At 64.3% G+C, this 16,918-nt stretch carries 15 protein-coding genes; 8 read left to right on the top strand and 7 right to left on the bottom strand.

Going from position 1 to position 16,918, the window contains the following annotated elements; all coding sequences use genetic code 11:
• Positions 1–529 precede the first annotated feature (529 nt).
• Together QVG61_RS09045 and QVG61_RS09040 are read right to left on the bottom strand one after the other, a co-directional pair.
• Positions 530–1,201 carry a DUF4194 domain-containing protein gene (locus QVG61_RS09045; protein ID WP_289930308.1) on the bottom strand — a complete coding sequence of 224 codons (672 nt, stop codon included), beginning with the start codon at positions 1,199–1,201 and terminating at the stop codon, positions 530–532.
• The gene (locus QVG61_RS09040; RefSeq protein WP_289930307.1) at positions 1,198–2,658 is read right to left on the bottom strand and encodes a Wadjet anti-phage system protein JetA family protein; all 1,461 of its coding nucleotides are present in this window, start codon (positions 2,656–2,658) and stop codon (positions 1,198–1,200) included. Before QVG61_RS09040 ends, QVG61_RS09045 begins: the two co-directional genes overlap by 4 nt.
• A gap of 68 nt (positions 2,659–2,726) precedes the next feature.
• Between QVG61_RS09040 and QVG61_RS09035 the strand changes: the two genes are divergently transcribed.
• The 3 genes from QVG61_RS09035 to QVG61_RS09025 all read left to right on the top strand — a co-directional run bounded on the left by QVG61_RS09035 (position 2,727) and on the right by QVG61_RS09025 (position 5,764).
• Positions 2,727–3,908 (top strand): hypothetical protein, encoded by a 1,182-nt coding sequence (locus QVG61_RS09035; protein ID WP_289930306.1) that lies wholly within the window; start codon positions 2,727–2,729, stop codon positions 3,906–3,908.
• Between the two features lie 81 nt (positions 3,909–3,989).
• Positions 3,990–4,796, top strand: a complete 807-nt coding sequence (locus tag QVG61_RS09030) for a type IV toxin-antitoxin system AbiEi family antitoxin (protein ID WP_289930305.1) — start codon at positions 3,990–3,992, stop codon at positions 4,794–4,796.
• The gene (locus QVG61_RS09025; RefSeq protein ID WP_289930304.1) at positions 4,793–5,764 is read left to right on the top strand and encodes a nucleotidyl transferase AbiEii/AbiGii toxin family protein; all 972 of its coding nucleotides are present in this window, start codon (positions 4,793–4,795) and stop codon (positions 5,762–5,764) included. The genes QVG61_RS09030 and QVG61_RS09025 overlap by 4 nt, the downstream gene beginning before the upstream one ends.
• A 294-nt stretch (positions 5,765–6,058) precedes the next feature.
• Here QVG61_RS09025 and QVG61_RS09020 read toward each other — a convergent pair whose 3' ends face one another.
• Positions 6,059–7,804, bottom strand: a complete 1,746-nt coding sequence (locus QVG61_RS09020; protein ID WP_289930303.1) for an MBL fold metallo-hydrolase — start codon at positions 7,802–7,804, stop codon at positions 6,059–6,061.
• Positions 7,805–8,038: 234 nt separating this feature from the next.
• Positions 8,039–9,343, bottom strand: a complete 1,305-nt coding sequence (locus QVG61_RS09015; RefSeq protein WP_289930302.1) for a DUF2860 family protein — start codon at positions 9,341–9,343, stop codon at positions 8,039–8,041.
• Positions 9,344–9,436: 93 nt separating this feature from the next.
• Here QVG61_RS09015 and QVG61_RS09010 point away from each other — a divergent pair.
• Positions 9,437–10,440 (top strand): IS630 family transposase gene (locus QVG61_RS09010; protein ID WP_289930011.1). Its coding sequence is split into 2 segments (ribosomal slippage): positions 9,437–9,902 and positions 9,902–10,440, totalling 1,005 coding nucleotides; the frame shifts between segments, so codons are not numbered across the junction.
• A gap of 485 nt (positions 10,441–10,925) precedes the next feature.
• Entirely contained in the window at positions 10,926–11,747 is an 822-nt protein-coding gene (tcdA, locus tag QVG61_RS09005) for a tRNA cyclic N6-threonylcarbamoyladenosine(37) synthase TcdA (RefSeq protein WP_289930301.1), read from the top strand.
• A 218-nt stretch (positions 11,748–11,965) separates the two neighbouring features.
• Here tcdA and QVG61_RS09000 read toward each other — a convergent pair whose 3' ends face one another.
• Positions 11,966–12,616, bottom strand: a complete 651-nt coding sequence (locus QVG61_RS09000) for a HEAT repeat domain-containing protein (RefSeq protein ID WP_289930300.1) — start codon at positions 12,614–12,616, stop codon at positions 11,966–11,968.
• 141 nt (positions 12,617–12,757) lie between these two features.
• On the opposite strand from QVG61_RS09000, the gene msrA reads away from it, so the two are divergent.
• Both msrA and QVG61_RS08990 read left to right on the top strand, forming a co-directional pair.
• Positions 12,758–13,396, top strand: coding sequence for a peptide-methionine (S)-S-oxide reductase MsrA (msrA, locus tag QVG61_RS08995; RefSeq protein WP_289930299.1), 639 nt, complete (start codon positions 12,758–12,760; stop codon positions 13,394–13,396).
• Complete coding sequence (locus QVG61_RS08990) at positions 13,393–13,944, top strand: DUF488 domain-containing protein (RefSeq protein ID WP_289930298.1); 552 nt, start codon at positions 13,393–13,395, stop codon at positions 13,942–13,944. The genes msrA and QVG61_RS08990 overlap by 4 nt, the downstream gene beginning before the upstream one ends.
• 7 nt (positions 13,945–13,951) lie before the next feature.
• On the opposite strand, the gene QVG61_RS08985 is transcribed toward QVG61_RS08990, so the two are convergent.
• Positions 13,952–15,646, bottom strand: a complete 1,695-nt coding sequence (locus tag QVG61_RS08985; protein WP_289930297.1) for an NAD-binding protein — start codon at positions 15,644–15,646, stop codon at positions 13,952–13,954.
• A 3-nt stretch (positions 15,647–15,649) separates the two neighbouring features.
• Entirely contained in the window at positions 15,650–16,033 is a 384-nt protein-coding gene (locus QVG61_RS08980) for a DUF6394 family protein (protein ID WP_289930296.1), read from the bottom strand.
• A 162-nt stretch (positions 16,034–16,195) separates the two neighbouring features.
• On the opposite strand from QVG61_RS08980, the gene QVG61_RS08975 reads away from it, so the two are divergent.
• Positions 16,196–16,897, top strand: coding sequence for a rhomboid family intramembrane serine protease (locus tag QVG61_RS08975; protein WP_289930295.1), 702 nt, complete (start codon positions 16,196–16,198; stop codon positions 16,895–16,897).
• Positions 16,898–16,918: the final 21 nt, after the last annotated feature.

Raw genomic sequence — 16,918 nt, 5'->3', positions numbered from 1 at the left:
CAGGTGATTTTCGATTCGCTCGACGGGTACGACATGGTCTTCCCCGTCCTGTTCTCGGTCGGCGAGCAAGTCGTTAAGGCCCAGGGCGATGTCCGGCAGAATGAGGTTGACCTGGTCGATGGTGCGCGGCGCTCGCCTTTTGCCCTCGATGCCGAGATCGGCGGAGACCCCGATGAGGGCGGTGAACGGGGCGCTCTCGGCCTCGACGCCCGGCGTGGTGCGGAACACCAGCGCCACGTAGCCGTGGGCGCCCTGGGGGCGGGCCAGCCGGTTGCGGTCGGCGCCGAGCACGTAGGAGGCGAGTGTACGCGGGGTCTTACCATAGCGGCCCCGCTGCGAGCTTTCGTCCTGGCCGGGGTTGAACTTGTAGAAGGTGTCGCGGGCCGCCGTCATCACCGTCTGGATGGCGTCGGCCAGCGTGGTCTTGCCGGTGCCGTTGCCGCCGGTGAACAGGGTCAGCGGCCCCATTGCGTATTCGCGGTTGGGCAGGGCGCCCCAGTTGACGGTGATTACTTGGTCGATGTACATCTCAGTCCGCTTCGCCGTCGTTCGTAGCCGTCTCTTCCAGGTACTGGATGGCGTCCGCCAGCAGGTCACCGCTCACCAGGGTGGTGATCATGGGGCGAATGGCGAGCCAGCGTTCCGACTCCGGGGCGTCGCTGCTGACATAGTCGATGGCCTTGAGACGCTTGAGACGCTTGAAGAGCCGGTCGCGTTCGCCGGCGGCCTCCGGCATGGGCGTGTTCATCATGGTGTTCATGGCGGTGAACACTTCCTCCAGCGGCAGGCTGGCCTCGCCCCGGTCGCCCAGGTTGCCCAGCGCCAGGGCCTGGTCATAGAGCGCGCGCAGCACCAGTAACAGGCGTGCTTCCATCGGGGTATAGCGCTCGCGTAGGGCGGTGGCGTCGAGGTGTTCCTCATCGTCCTGGTGGACGCCCGGGATACGCGCGCCCGGCGGGTAGAGGCGCAGGTAGCGGAATTCCCGGTAGTGGGCCAGGCGCAGCCCGGCGATTTCGAACCAGTCCCGCAACAGGGGGAAGGCGGAAACCGCCTGCTCGTACAACTGGCGCTCCACCTCGGAATCATCCGCGACGATGATGCCGTGTTCCAGCAGGCGGTGGATGATGGCCTGAAAGGACCGTTCACCGCGCAGGGGCGTGGCGTCCAGGGCCTCATGAAAGGCATCGAGAAAGACGCTCATGATGTGCCGCCTCGGCGCTTGAGGGTGAAGGCCTGCATGCGGCCGTAACCGGTGTCGAACCAGCGGATACCGCCCTGTTCGTCGTGCTCCGGCACGATGTCCCACTCGTAGCCGGTGTCCCTGTGGGCAGCTACCTCGATGCTGTGGGACAGTGCCAGCAGCTCCAGGGCATTGGTGACCCGGAAGTGGCGCAGGCTCATGGCCCGGGCCGCGCCCATCTGCTCCAGCACGTAGGCGTCGACCTCCTGCTCCGTCAGGGCGAAGGCGGTCTCCAGGGCCTGCTGGATGTGGGCCTGGCGCCGTTCCTCCCGCGTCAGACGCGGCTGCGCCAGGCCGGTATCGATGGGCTTGCGCCGCACCGCGCGTTCCTTCACTGTGACCCGTTCTGGGTCGGGCAGCCGGACCCGCAAGGGGAACATGGCGCCGGCCAAGCGGCTCAACAGGGCCTCCTGCCGGTCGCGCGGCTGCCGTTTCAGCCTCTCTATCAGGTGTGCCGTCGTGTCGCGGCCCTGGGTGGCCAGGGCCGATTGCTGCATGACGATGAGCTGAATGCGGCGGCCGAAATTGGAGACCGCCTCGCGCAGTTCCGGCATCTTGACCTCCATGGCCGCCGTGACCCGCTCGCGGATGTTTCCGGTCAGCCAACAGAGCGCGGATTCGCCCGCCAGCAGCTCGTTTTCCAAGACGGGCTGGGCCGCGAGGATGGCGCGGTCGGCGGTCTCGCGCCGTTCGGGTGACCAGTGTTCGATGGCATCCAGCAGGGACTCGATATGGCCGCGGTGCTGGACGACGGATTCCGCCGTGAACTTGCGGGTCACCTCCGGCAGCCGCAGGCGCAGCTCGTGGAGGATTTCACCAATGCCCTCTCCCCGGCTGCGCGCCACGTCTTCGGTCAATTTGCGGCGTTGCAATTCCAGAGCGTCGATGTCGTCGCTCAGGTCCGACATGATGCGCTGGGCGGCGTCGAAGGCGTCTAGCAGCTCGTAGGGCTCCCGCCCTTCGCTGCGCACATAGGCTTCCAGGGAATTGCGGGTGGAACGCACGTTGCGCCGGATGGTGCGCATACCGCCGCCTTGCAGGCGGTAGAGGGTGTCTGCCAGCGCCTTGCCGGGGCGGGAGAGGCCGTAGACCGAGAGCATGGTGCCCTTGTCCAGCCGGGTCTCCAGCCAGCCGGTTTCCACCAGGCGGCGGATGACGGCACGGGCGCGATCCGATTCCCGGCCTACCAGGTCAGGCTCTTCGTCGGGTATTGCCGAGATCGTCTGGTCCACATGAGTGGCGACCAGCGGATGGAAAAGCTCGCGCAATTCACGTTGGGTGATATTGACCCGGTAGTCGGCGTAGGGGCCGTGCAGCCGTTCGAACAAGGCGGTGATGCAGTCGGCATAGAGTGCACGGTGCTTGCCGGTCAGGGGCTTGAAGAAATCGGAACCGACGATGTCGAACAAGGCGTCCATGACAAACCCGGAGGCTGGTATCCTGTTTCATCATACCCGATTTCGCTGAACGACGAGGATATGAAACCATGAGCGCAGGCCATGACGACGAGAGCCGCGGACAGCTGAAGCTCTGGGCGGGCGAGCCGGCCATCGCCGATGTGTTGCATCGTCTAATCGATCTCGTGGATCGGCAGCCCATGGCACAGCGGGAGCGCCCTCCCCAGCTACGGCTCAAGGTGGACAAGACGCCGGTTTTCTTCGATACGAGCAAGACGCCGGACCGGGAATTCGCCTGGTCCTTGCTGGAGGCGATCGCCGGCCAGGGTTGGATCGAACTGCGGCTGCCCAAACGCCGGCCCGCGAACATGGCACCTTTCGATGCCGAACCCCGGATCGTTCTGACTCCCGCAGGCGAGTTTGTCATCCGCAAAGCGCTGGGACGGCCAGTGAATGGAAAATCGGAACGCGATCTCTGGAGGGAGGCGCTCGGGCGACTGCGTCTGCCGGAGGAACGGTTATCCGGGTTTCTGCGCCAGCCCGTGAAGGTGGCGGGCCGCTCGGCGGTCAATGTGTCCGAGCGGCTTGCGCTGCTGATGGATCTGGATCGTTCCCTGTATCTCCGCGAGGCCTCCGCCACGGTCTTCTGGGGCATATCGAAACTGCTGGACACGCGTCGCGAGGCCGTCACCCACCTGCTTGATGATCCGGAGGCGTTTCCCGAAAAACCGGTGCTGATCAACGTCCACGTACCGGGGCCGGCCTGGGAGGGGCTGCTGTTCATCGAAAACGAGACCACCTATCACAGTGCCGTGCGTGGGCGGTTGCCCGATGTCGATCCCGACCGCCTGGCCGTGGTCTGGATTTCGGGTTTCATGGGCGCCGCCAAGCGGCTGCGCTCGGCCGAGGGGGTGTCGATGCACGCTTCCCTGGCATCCGATCCGCGGGGGCTTGAGCGGCTGGCGCGCGCCTGGATGGATCCTGCATGCCAGTTGCAGACCTGGTTCTTCGGTGATCTGGATTTCGCCGCCATGGATATTCTGCGCGCGCTGCGGGAGATCTTCGTGGGCACCCGCGCCTGGGAACCCGGTTACCGGGTGCTGCTCGACCGCGCCCGGCGGGGGGAGGGGCACGCCGCCGATGAGGATGTCCACAAGGGCGGGCAGCAGGCGGGGGTATCGGAAACCGGCTGCCCCTTCGCCGATACGCAGTTGCTGCCCTTCCTGCGCCGCTCAGGCTGTTTCGTAGACCAGGAGGCCTATGTCGCCTGACGAGGCAAATGAATATTGACAATTAATATGTGAGCACCTAAATTAATTAGGTGTAAATAAAATTATTGTCAAGTTTAGGCCATGAAAACCCAGGATTTCTTCGACGAACACCCTGTTTTCCGGCACGAGGAATTCGCCGCCTTCCTGACGGAAACGGGGACCGGCAGCAAGAAGACCCGCGAGGCCTTGCTGGCCTATCACGTCAAGGCGGGACACCTGCTGCGCATCCGGCGGGGGCTGTATGCCGTGGTTCCCCGTGGTTTCCGTCCCGGGGACTATCCGGTGGATCCTTACCTGCTGGCATGCCATCTCACCGATGATGCCGTGCTGGCCTATCACAGTGCCTTGCAGTTTCACGGCAGGGCCCATTCTGTTCATCACCGATTCCCCTATCTCAGCCGGCGGGCGCGTCAGCCTTTCAGCTTCCAGGGCCAGGCGTTCATCGCCACGCCCTTTCCCAAGGCCTTGCTGGAACAGCAGGCCGAAGACTTCGGTGTCGAGATCCGAAGCCATGGCGGTGGACAGGTTCGCGTCACCAGCCTGGAACGGACACTGGTGGATGTGCTGGCCCGGCCCGATCTGGGTGGAGGATGGGAGGAAGTCTGGCGGTCCCTGGAGGGGGTGGAGTATTTCGATCTGGGACAGGTGGTTCAGTATGCACTGTTACTGAAGAGCGCAACGGTGGCGGCCAAGGTGGGGTTCTTTCTGGAGCAGCATCGCGATGCCCTGATGGTGGAGGAGGCGCATCTGGACAGGTTGCGCAAGCACGTACCCAAACAGCCCTGTTACCTGGAGCGTAGCCGGCGAGAGCCCGGGAAGCTGGTGGCCTCCTGGAACCTGATCGTACCCCCCGCCGTTCTCGAACGGGCCTGGGAGGAGGTCGCGTGAACCTTACTTTGCAAGAACTCCAGTCCGAGGCGGCCGCCACTGGTTTTCCACCAGAGACCCTGGACAAGGTGATTCGCCTGATCGGTTTGCTGAACGCCTTCCAACGACATCCTTACCTCAAGGATCGGGTCGTCCTGAAAGGTGGGACGGCGCTCAACCTCTTCATCTTCGATCTTCCCCGATTGTCGGTGGACATCGACCTGAACTATGTGGGGGCGGTCGATCGTGCGGGTATGCAGGCCGAACGAAAGCAGATCGAACAGGCCATCATGGCCGTGTGCAGTCGGGAAGGGTTTGGTATCCGCCGGCAGCCGGAAGCCCATGCCGGGGGAAAGTGGCGGCTCGCCTACACCAACGCCCTGGGGCGCAATGCCAACCTGGAGATCGACGTGGTCTTCACCTTGAGGGTACCGCTATGGCCCATTCAACGACGGGACTCACGGCCCGTAGGAACATTCCAGGCGAAAGACATACCGATCCTCGATCTCCACGAACTCGCCGCCGGCAAGCTGGCGGCGCTCTTGTCGAGACAGGCCAGCCGGGATCTCTTCGATGCCCATGCGTTGCTCAGGTTTGGCAATCTCGATCGTGACAAGCTGAGGCTGGGGTTTGTCGTCTACGGCGCATGCAATCGCAAGGATTGGCGGGCCGTCTCACCGGCCGACATCCGCTGTGATTATCGGGAACTGCAGCAACAGCTGCTCCCCGTTTTACGTGAGGATGCTGTGCCCGAGCGGGAGGTTCTGGGCGCCTGGATGGATCGGCTGGTCGATGAATGCCGGGAGCGACTGGCCATGGTACTGCCGTTCGAGGCACACGAGCGCGAATTTCTGGAACGGGTGCTGGAGCGTGGCGAGATCGTTCCTGAACTGCTGACAGGCGACGGTGAGTTGGCGGAGCGTATCAGGCAGCATCCCCAGCTTCAGTGGAAGGCTCTCAATATCCGGAAACACCGCGGATCGTTGTAGCGGGTACGAAAATCCTTGCGGGACTTTTGCGGGGATTGGTTATGCATTGTCCTGCATTGTGGGGCAAAATGGGCAACGGGCGATCCGGAATATGTTAATAGAAACAGCTAGTTACGATTTAATCTGCTAACTACGAACCAGGCGGTCGCACGTTCGAATCGTGCCGGGCGCGCCATTTTTTCAAACGGTTACGGTGTTCGCCGCTGACCGCTCCCCGATAGAATCACCATTCCCCAATCAGTGATCGGCATGGGCGATGAATCGCGACCTGCCCCTCGCTCACAGGGAATCGCCTCAGCTGCTGCCGATCCGCTGTTGCCTCCCGGATGCGGTTCCTGCAACAGGGGTTTCCACCGCGCCGCCGATGTAGACATTGGTGAAGTGGAACCAGAAATCCGAATTGTAGACGTCCGGCTTTCTCTCGACACGGCACTGGAAGCCAATGCTGAGGTCTTCCCAGGGAAGGCCTTTCGACACGACCTGCCAGAGCGGGTCCCTTCTCACCCGGATCATCAGTTGCCGCGGACCTTCGCTGTCCGCCCGGCGGTATTCCTCGGCCAGGTCCATGGGCGACATGATCTCCACCCGCGGCCTGTCGGCGGAGAAGTTGATCCGCAGGCCATCGCCCAGTGGTTGAAAATCATCCGTCGAAGGCTGGACGTAGACCAGCAGATCGTCCCGGAAGCCGGAGGCTAGAAAGTAGTCCCTGATATCCTCCAGCGCATAGTGTTCGATGCCTTCCGCCTCGGCATCGATATATCCCTGGACATAGTCGTCGTCGATCCGATACAGGGGATCCAGCTCGACCTTCGACGTCGAGATGCCCGCCTTGCCATCGAAGGAGATGCTGTCCGATTCGCGCGGGTCGATGAATTTCATTGCGGGCGCGACGCGGGACATGAGTTCGCGGATCTCGTCCGGCGAATTCTTGGTGTTGTATTGCCTGATGAAGCTGTCGCGCGACGCCGCCTCCGTGAAATAGCCGGCATAGGGCATATAGGCCCGCGGTCGGGTTTCCCGCACGTAACCGGCCGCCAGGCCCCTGACCGCGCCCTTGAAGCGCTGTCCGATGGCAACGCGCTCTTCGAGGGACAGGTGCTCGAAACACCAGGGGAAGCCGGAGGAACCACCGGCAAAGGCGGTGCAGAGCAGGTCGACATTCCGGGGCAGGATCATGTTGTTCAGGGCTGCGGAATCGACCGTCAACAGGCAGGAAAAATCGTCGGAGGCCACGAACAGGCCGCTGTCGTCGCGGAAATCCCCGGAGTTGAAGATGCTGAGGATGACCGGCGTCTCGCCGACGCGATGAATCAGATTGAAGGGCACCTCGGTGACCCGGGTGAAGCCCATTTCCCGCAGCGGACGGGCAACGGAGCCGGTGGCGAAGCCCGGTGCCAGCAGCGGCTTGTCCGGATCCACTTCCAGCAGCCAGTGCAGGGTCTCGCGATCCATGTGGTCGGGATGGTTGTGAGAGATATAGACGAGATCGGCGCTGGCGAGGATATCCAGGGCGTCGGCCTTGGGCGGGCTCGCGTGCCACCAGCCGGTCATGAAACAGGGGCCCAGCAGCCAGGGATCGGTGACGATGCGGATGCCGCCGATGTCGATGGCGACGCAGGCGTGCGAAACGAAGCGCACCGTGGCGCCGCCGGTGCCGCCGAATCGCGCATGTTCCGGCACCCGCAGCGCGGGCTTCATGGCCTTGACGCGCAGTTCTTCGCCGGACTGGCTGAACTCGAGCTGTTTCTTGCTGACGGCCACGTTGCTGTAGGTCAGCCGCTCCAGATCGAGACACCAGCCGTGGTTTGGACAAACGGCCTTGGTGCCGTCCTCGGACAGGGACAAGCGACCGTTGGCGTGGTCGCAGGTGCGCGAAACGACCCAGACCACCCGGCGTTGCGGGTCGAGCTTGAACAGGAAATCGTCCGTCGAATGGATGCCGGGCGGAAATTCCGCCAGCGAGAGTTTGACGAAGGGGTCGTTTTCCGGGAAAAAACTGTCGAATGGCCCGACCTGGACCAGATCATGTCCCTGTGGCATGGCATAAACCTCCCTGTATGGCGTGATGAATGACGAATCTACGTCACCCGAACCTGCAAGTGGGAAATTTGCAAACGCCGTGCCAGACTGCGATTGCCACCGGGGCCAGCGATCCCGCGGGCCCTGCGGTTTTTCTGCCCCGATCTCCTGTTTCCTTCTTGCCGCCGTTCGCCTGGTTGTGCTGCCCCCGGCGGTTGGTTCGGGGGCGTGTCATGTCAGCCGGGCGGGAGCGCTTCAGAAGGTCCTGGACAGGTTGATGCTCAGCTGCCTGCGGTCATAGTCATAGATGGCCACGTTGGAGTCGTTGTCCGTATAGCTGAAGCTGCCGTTCAGCGACCACTTGTCCAGGCGGCCGGTGCGGAAGCTGTGCCGGAAACCGGCCGTCAGCCGCCGTTCCCGTTCGTCGCGCGCCACGTTGAACAGGGGTTCCTGTCCATCGTAGGCGAGGTCCTTGTAGCTGGCGCGGGCATAGAGGCTGCCACCCTGCCAGGCGCGGACGATGCCGCCGAGGAAGAGTTCCCAGCCATCGTTGCCGAAACGGTCGTCGTCGGCGTTGAAGTCGAATACCCGCACCCCGGCCTGGGCGGCGATCCTGCGCTGCTTGTAGTAGTGGCCCAGCGCCGCGCCCAGAGACTTGTAGGTGCCCTCGCGGCCGCTGTCGGCGGCATCGCTGTAGTCGCGGCGGGTGAGGCTGGCGTCCAGGGTGATCTCGCCGTTCTGGAACTGCCAGGTTGCCAGCGGATTGATGCCGCTGAACAGCGCCAGCGGATCGTTGCCCAGCCAGATCTTGTCCAGCCGCAGGTTGAGGGTCGCCCGCCAGTGGCCCAGTACCACCCACGCCGGACCCGTGCTGCCGGAGAGCACCGTCAGGTCGAAGTCGTTCTCGTCGTTGTACTCGCGATTGTAGAGGTTGACCTGGGTGAGCCACTCGAAGCTGCCGGTCAGTTCACCCGCGGTGAAGGTCTTGCCCGGCTTGTAGCGATGCGCCAGGCCGGCATTCAGCAGCAGGGCGTTGTCGCTGCGTTTCTGGCCGCTGATCAGCTGCAGCACCTGACCGTTGATTTCCACCACGTCGGCGCTGGGACCTACATTGACGTTGGAGTCGTACATCAGACCGACGCTGATCGAGGGTCTGAATTCGTGCCGCTTCATGAAGCGCTGCTCGTCCTTGTCCACCTGGGCGAGGAAGGCGAGGATGCTCACTCGCACCTCGGCCGGTGTGGTCGGATCGTCCAGCACCTCCTGGGCCAGGCGTCGTGCCTCGGCGTATCGCAGGGAGCGGTAATAGGCGACCGCCAGCTCCAGGCGGGCACGGTGCAACCGGGGATTGCTGCTGAGGATGCTGTTGAATGCCTCGATGGCGCTCTGCAGGCGATCGTCCTTCAGCGCCTTCATGCCCTTCTTGAACAGTGCCTCGGCCTCGTTGCCGTCGCCTGCATCGTCCGCCGTGAGCGCGGTTTCGGCCGTCACCATCAGTGCTGTGCCCAGTGCTGCCGCCAGCATGCTGCGCCAACAACGCCTTCCCCGGTTTACGGTCATTCGCTTCTCCTCAGGTTTTATTGAGCCTTGCATAAATAGTGAACATTATTCTGTTTTCGTTGTCTATGGAATCGGGTATGTTGGGAGGATTCCATGGACAGCAAGACGCAATGCAAAGAGCTGGAGAAGCGGCGACTGCGGGCCGGCCGCCTTCTCTTGAAAGGCGTCCCCCAGGCGGAAGTGGCGCGACGCGTGGGAGTAGCCCGATCAACGGTCTGCGGGTGGGCCCGGCGCCTGGAACAAGGCGGATTGGATGCGCTGCGGTCGACAGGTCTGCGCGGCCGTCCGGGTTCGCTGGACAAGGCCGACCTGCGTGAGCTGAAGCGGATCCTGTTGAAAGGCGCGCTGGCCAGCGGGTTTGCCACCGAGGTCTGGACCCTGGGGCGTGTGCGGAAGGTGCTGGACGAGCAGTTCGGGGTGCAGCTGTCAGAGTCGCAGGTCTCCCGCGTGCTGGGGCGCATGGGGTTCAGCTGCCAGCGGCCGGCCCGGCGCGCCTTGCAGCGCGATGAGCGTGCGGTGCGGGAGTGGAAGACCAAGCGCTGGCCGGCACTAAAAAAAACGCTGCAAAAGAGGGGCGTGTGATCGTGTTTGTCGATGAATCGGGTCTGTCGGAACGGCCCACACTGGTGCGCACCTGGGCACCGAAGGGACAGACGCCTGTCATCCAGTACAGCTTCACCTGGAAGCAGCTGTCGGTGATCGCCGGGGTCAGCTTCTGGCGTTTCTACTTTCGTCTGTTCCCCGGTACGATCCGTGCCCCCCAGTGCATCGAGTTCCTCAAGGCACTCAAGCGCCAGATCGGCAGGAAGCTGCTGATCATCTGGGATGGCCTGCAGGTCCACAAGAGCCGCCTGGTCCGTCAGTATGTCGAGGATTGCAATGGGCAGATTCAGATCGAGTTCCTGCCGGCCTATTCGCCGGAGCTCAACCCGGTTGAATATCTGTTCGGGCATCTCAAACCGCATGAGCTGGGTAACTTCTGTCCCAGGGACATCGGTGAATTGAGTGACTATGCCCGGCGCAGGCTCCGTTCCATGCAGCGACGCCAGAAGACACTGGTGACCGCGTTCTGGAAACAGGCCGAGCTTCCTTTGTGATGTGTTCATCATTTATGCAAGGCTCAATAATGGCAAGTCTCAATTTTTTGTGCTGGCATTATAACAGCCCCTAGCTCGCATATTGCACCAAGGCGGTCTGCATGATCGGTATTGAGGCTGTTATACAAGGCCGAGATGACCATGAGAGAGCTGTTTGGGCAGGTTGCATCAGGGCAGGCTCCGTGGGGTGGGATCTGCCGGGATGGCAGGATGGCGCGGTGCCCGCCCCTGTACCTCGATCGCGGCCTGGAGGCCGCTCCTACCGCCACATTGCTCTGCCATGCCCCGTAGGAGCGGCCTCCAGGCCGCGATACACGGCGGGCAATGCCCGGCGTCAATCGGTCAGGCACAAGCCTGGTTGAGCGCTCGACCTGTATTCCTGCCTGCACTGCGAAAAGGCTGGACGCACGCCTCTCGTGTCCTCGCCAGGCTGGAGTCCCTGGCGTCATTGAGGCATCATCGGCAGCGATCGACGAAATGCCGCCATGAATGCCAAGCATCCCCCTGCCGCCGACTATCGTGACCGCTTTGCCGGTATCGCCCGCCTCTATGGCGAGGATGGCGCGGCGTTGATCCGCGAGCTGCATGTGTGCGTGGTCGGCGTCGGCGGCGTCGGCTCCTGGGCGGTGGAGGCGCTGGCGCGCTCGGGGGTGGGGCGGCTGAGTTTCATCGACAGCGACGAGGCCGCCCTGTCCAACATCAACCGTCAGATCCACACCCTGGACTCCATGCTGGGCCGTTCCAAGGTGGAGCTGATGGCGGAGCGGGTGGCGGGGATCAATCCAGCCTGCGACTGCCGGCCGATCGACGACTTTCTCACCAGTCGCAACCTCGACACTTACCTGGACCGCGGCTACGACTATGTCATCGATGCCATCGACAGCATCAAGTTCAAGGCCGATCTGGTCTATTACTGCAAGCGCAACCGGATTCCGGTCGTGGCCACCGGCGGCGCCGGTGGGCTGACCGATCCCACGGCCATCAAGGTGGCGGATCTCAGCCGGACCTACAACGATCCGCTGGCGGCCAAGGTGCGGGCCCGGCTGCGCAGCGAATATGGCTGGACGCGCAATCCGCAGCGGCGCTTCGGCGTGGAGTGCGTGTTCTCCAGCCAGCAGCAGTTCTACCCACGCGGCGACGGCAGCGTCGGCCACCAGAAACCGGGCATCCATGGCGTGTCCCTGGACTGCCGCTTCGGTTACGGTTCGACCACCCTGGTCACCGCCACCTTTGGCATGATCGCCGCTTCGCGGGTCATCAACCGCACCCTGCGCCGGCGGCTGAAGCGCAACTTCGAGGTGCGCTAACCCGTATATTGCATCAAGGTGCAGCACCCAATCGCGGCCGGGAGGCCGCTCCTGCGGGGTATGGCGGCACCATGGTAGGAGCGGCCTCCCGGCCGCGATTGCCTGAATCCGACAGGCTGCCAGCCCGCATATTGCACGAAGGATTCACCCTGAAACTCGAATCCTTGGTGCAATATCCGGGATAGCCCCTTGGCCTTGCATGAGCATTCGGGCCACCTTCATTCCGCCGCGGTCAGCGCTTCCAGCGCCTCGGACGCCGTTTCGCGCACGCCGGTATCCGCGTCCCCCAGGCGGTCCTGCAGATAGGGCCGGGCGCGCGCATCGCCACTCAGCCCCAGGTAGTAACAGGCATCGTTGCGCAGCCGCGGGTCGGGGTGGCGGGTCAGCTGGCCGAGTTTCTCGACCACCTTGCGCAGTGGCGGCTGACCGGCGAACTCCTCCATGATGGCACCGATGCCGATCCGTACCTGCAGCTCCGTGTCGGGATCGGCGAGCAGCGTCAGCAGCGCATCCATCGCCGCCGGGGTCCGGCGCAGGGTGTCGATGGCCTCTGCCAGCCGACCCTCGCCCAGCAGTTCACGGAGATACTCGGCCATCCCGGCCTGGGAACCGGCGCGCTCCGCCCACTGCCGCAGTTCGGCCGGGCTGCGCAGGCCCTCCAGGCGGAAGGGACCGATCTCCACCCAGGGCACGCTGCGCACGCCGAGCTCCGCGGCGATTTCCGGCCGCTGTTCGATGTTGACCACCTCCAGGCGACCGAGCACGCCCTCCTTGACCAGTTGCGCCAGTCCCTGCAGGACGGTGGGGCAGTGCGGGCAATGGGTGCCGAGCAGCAGGCGGGCGTCGGTGGCGGTCGTTGCGGGTTCCATGGCGGCGTCCTCACTGGGGGAGGGCCATTATAGCCGAGTCATCCTGCCGTCGATCCGTGCCTGCGAGTGTGGGAATTTGGTCCTTCGCTGGCCGGACACTATGCTGTGAACTCGTCCCGGAACCATGGAAGCCGCGTCCTGATGTCCGACAATCCGTTCCGTCACCGCCTGCCGGATCCCGAGCAAGCCCTGCCCGGGCGCGAGACGCCGCTTCCCGTGGCGCCGGCCCATCGGGTCAACGGCCGGCCGCTGGCTGGGCCCTTTCCCGGGGGGCTGCGTCTGGCCCTGTTCGGCATGGGCTGTTTCTGGGGCGCCGAGCGGCTCTTCTGGCAGCAGCCCGGTGTCTGGTCCACGGCGGTCGGCTATGCCGGCGGCCTGACCCCCAACCCCCTCTACGAGGAGGTCTGCACGGGGCGCACCGGCCACAACGAAGTAGTGCGGGTGGTCAATGATCCGGCCGAGACCGACTATGAAACCCTGCTGCGCCTGTTCTGGAGCGGGCACGATCCGACCCAGGGCATGCGCCAGGGCAACGACCGCGGCACCCAGTACCGATCCGGCATCTATTGCTACGATGCCCGGCAGGAGACCGCCGCCCGTGCCAGCCGTGAGCGCTATCAGCAGGCCCTGAACCGGGCCGGTCTCGGGCGCATCACCACTGAGATCCTGCCGGCACCGACCTTCTACTTCGCCGAGGCCTATCACCAGCAATACCTGGCCAGGAATCCGCGGGGCTATTGCGGACTCGGCGGCTGCGGCGTGGAGCTGCCCGAGGCATGAACCGCGGCAGCGCAACCCTGTTCACCATCGGCCACAGCAATCGCGAGCTGGCGGAGCTGCTGGAGCTGCTCGGTGCGGCCGCTATCCGCATCCTGGTGGAAGTCCGTGCCCGTCCCCGTTCGCAGCGCTTTCCGCAGTTCGACGAGGCGGCGCTGCGCGCTGCCCTGGAGGGTGCCGGTATCGAGTATCACTGGGCCGGCCGTCAGCTCGGCGGGCGGCGCCCGGCGCGGCCCGGTTCGCCGCACCTCGCCCTGGAGGCGGGGTTTCGCGGCTATGCCGACCACATGGCAAGCCCTGATTTCCATCGCGCCATGAACCAGTTGCTTGGTCTGGCCGGGCGCGCACCCCTGGCACTGCTCTGTGCCGAGCGCCTGCCCGAGCACTGTCATCGTTCGCTGATCGCCGACTGGCTGCTGTTGCAAGGGCACAGCGTGGTGCACCTGATCGACACTGACCAGCGCCGCGAGCACCAGCTGCGGCCCGAGGCAAGGCGCGACTCGGCAGCCCTGGTCTACGATCGTTACGCCCAGCCGCCGCTCGATCTGTGAACAGACGTCAGCGGCGGGATGCTGCCAGCCAGCGCCAGATGTGGCCCGCCGGGCGGTCCTCGCCGGTGATGACGTAGTTCAGCACGTTGAAGTTGATGGCGGTGAGCTGCATGTCGGCATGCACCGACTCATTGCCGCAGAACAGCAACTGGTCGCCGGGCTCCAGTTGCATGGTGGTGTCCGGCACCAGGATCTTCATGCTGCCGCGCTTCAGCAACAGCGGCACGCAGGCCAGGCTGTTGGACGGGGCGTGCGGGTCGGTGATCAGGTGGCGGATGCTGACCGCCATCCCGCCCTCGATCTCGGCGACGACGGCCGGCGTGTCCTGGGCATCGATGCTGAACGCCCAGGTCTGCGGTGAGCGGTCGGTGACCACCCCGGTGACCCGGCTGACGAGGATGTTGGCCCAGTCCTCGTCCTGGCGCCGGGCGAGTTCCAGGAAGTCGGCCAACAGCGGGGTGATGATCAGCGACAGGATGCGCCTCGCGGTGAGGGTGCCGGCCTGCATCAGCAGGTCCGGCCGGGAGGCGGCGAAGATGGCCTCGTTGCGGCGCTGGTTCTGGCGGGCCACGGTGAACAGCGCGGGATTCAGTGCCTTGGCCGTCATCAGCATCGACAGGTTGTTGGCGTCATGGTCGGTGCCGGCGATGATGCCGACCGCCTCGTGGATGCCGGCCTGCTCCAGGGTCTCCGCCTCGGTGCCGCGCCCGGTCACCGTCTCCGGCGGTGGCCGGGTTGCCCCGGGGTCGGCCTCGATCACCTGTACCGGCAGCTCCTCGCCCCGCAGGGCCTGCCAGAGGGCCTTGCCGAAGCGGCCATAGCCGCACAGCACCCACTTGCCGGCCGGCGGGGTGACGAAGTCCTCCAGCGGTGCGTTGTGGATGGCGGTGATCCATTCGTAGACCAGATGCATGCTCGGCGACTTGAAGGCCATGGCGAAACTGTCGGCAAAGGCATCGAAGGGATTGATGATGTGGTCGGTGCCGAAGGAGGCCATGTTGGCGCCGGTGTCCGCGCTCTCCGCCCGGCAGATGACCTTCAGCCCAGGACGCAGCAGCTTGCTGGTGATGGCGATCTTGAGATTGACCGCGTCGTCGTCGGTGATGGCGATCACCCCCTGGCAGCAGCGGTGGGTGAGGCCGGCCGCTTTCAGGGTCTCCACCTCGTCGGCATCGGCGCAGAGGCCGGGCACGAACAGCGGCAGGTCTGCCAGTTCCAGGTTGTGGATACGGTCCTCGTCGTTGTCGACCACGGTACAGGTGATGCCGCGTTCGGCCAGTTCCTGCACCAGCAGGCTGCCGGTGTCGCCATGGCCGCAGACCAGATAGAAGGGCTCGCGCAGCGCCAGCACCTTGCGCGAAAAGGCGGAAAAGGCCACCACCCGGCGGAACCGCTGGTCCTGGACGATGGTCAGCAGCGAGCCGATGGCATACAGCCAGGCGATCACCGTGACGTAGATGCTGAAGGTGGTCCACAGGCGCTGGGCGTCCGTAAAGGGGTAGGGGATCTCCCCGAAGCCGATGGTCGAGCCCATGAAGCTGACGAAATAGAAGGCGTGGAAGAAGTCCATCCGCCAGGGGCGGCCCTGGTCGTCGATCCCCGGGATCAGGGTCAGTCCGAGCACCGACAGGGCATAGGCCGCGATCAGCACGATCAGCGGCCGGCGCATGCGGCGCAGGATCAGGTAGACGATGTTGTGCATGGACTAGCGGCGCATCATTACCGTCTCGATGATCAGCAGCACCACCGAGGCGATGTTGGCGACCAGCGCCCCGCCGGAAAGGGTGACCACGTCCGAGGTGACCTGTGGTGTCATGCCGCTGGCGTTGACATAGAGGGCGAAGGTCCAGACCAGCACCGCGGCGAGCAGCTGCAGGTCGGCGACCAGGCTGGTGGCCAGCAGCACGGCGCCGATATGGGTGCGGTCGCCGAACTTGAGCACGGTAGCGATCAGACTCACCACCAGGGCGCTGAACAGCTCGTAGCGGTTGTGGTGCTGCGGGTTGTCGATCTCGCCCATGACGAAACCGAAGTTGAGCGTCAGGGCCAGCAGGATGAAGAACGCGAACACCACCTTTTCAAGATTCATCGAGGCCTCCCGATGCCTGATGCCAATGCCTTCCGCAAGGGTATCCTGCCAGCCGACAATTGCAATAGGCGGGCTGGAAGCCGGTTGCCGGAGGCGTCACAATGGACGGTGAAACCCAGGCCACCCTGCGGTACGTGCTCAGGCTCTAACCCGGAAGACACCATGATTCCACTGCATGACGACAATCCAACCGAACGCCCGCCGATCGTCACCGTCTCGCTGATCGTCATCTGCAGCCTGGTGTTCCTCTGGGAACTGGGGCTGGGACAGGCGCGGGAGGCGGCGGTCTATGCCCTGGGCGTGATCCCCGCGGTGCTCTTCGAGCTCAAGAGCCTGCCACCGGAGCTCGACCTGGTGTCACCGGAGATGACGCTGATCACCAGCATGTTCCTGCACGGCGGCTGGATGCATCTGCTCGGCAACATGCTCTACCTGTGGATCTTCGGCAACAACATCGAGGATGCCATGGGGCATCTGCGCTTCATCCTGTTCTATGTTCTCTGCGGTCTGGCCGCGGCCATGGCCCAGGCGCTGAGCCATCCCACCTCTGAAATCCCGATGATCGGTGCCAGCGGCGCCATCTCCGGCGTGCTCGGTGCCTATCTGCTGCTCTATCCCCATGCCCGGGTGCTGGTGGGTATCCCGCTCGGCCTCTTCCTCTATACCGTGACGATGCCGGCGGGCATGGTGCTGCTGATCTGGTTCGTGGTGCAGGTGGTCAGCTCGATCGGTGCCAGCGGTCCGGGCGTGGCCTGGCAGGCGCACATCGGCGGCTTCATCGCCGGCCTGCTGCTGGTGCCCCTGTTCCGCCGTCGGGGGGTGCCCTTGTGGCAACCGCCGCGGCCACGGGACACTTTCGACTGAAGGGGCCGGAAATGCGCTGTC

This window comes from Thiohalobacter sp. IOR34, from assembly GCF_030406045.1.
Taxonomy (GTDB): Bacteria; Pseudomonadota; Gammaproteobacteria; order Thiohalobacterales; family Thiohalobacteraceae.
This window is presented reverse-complemented; position numbering and strand designations above follow the sequence as displayed.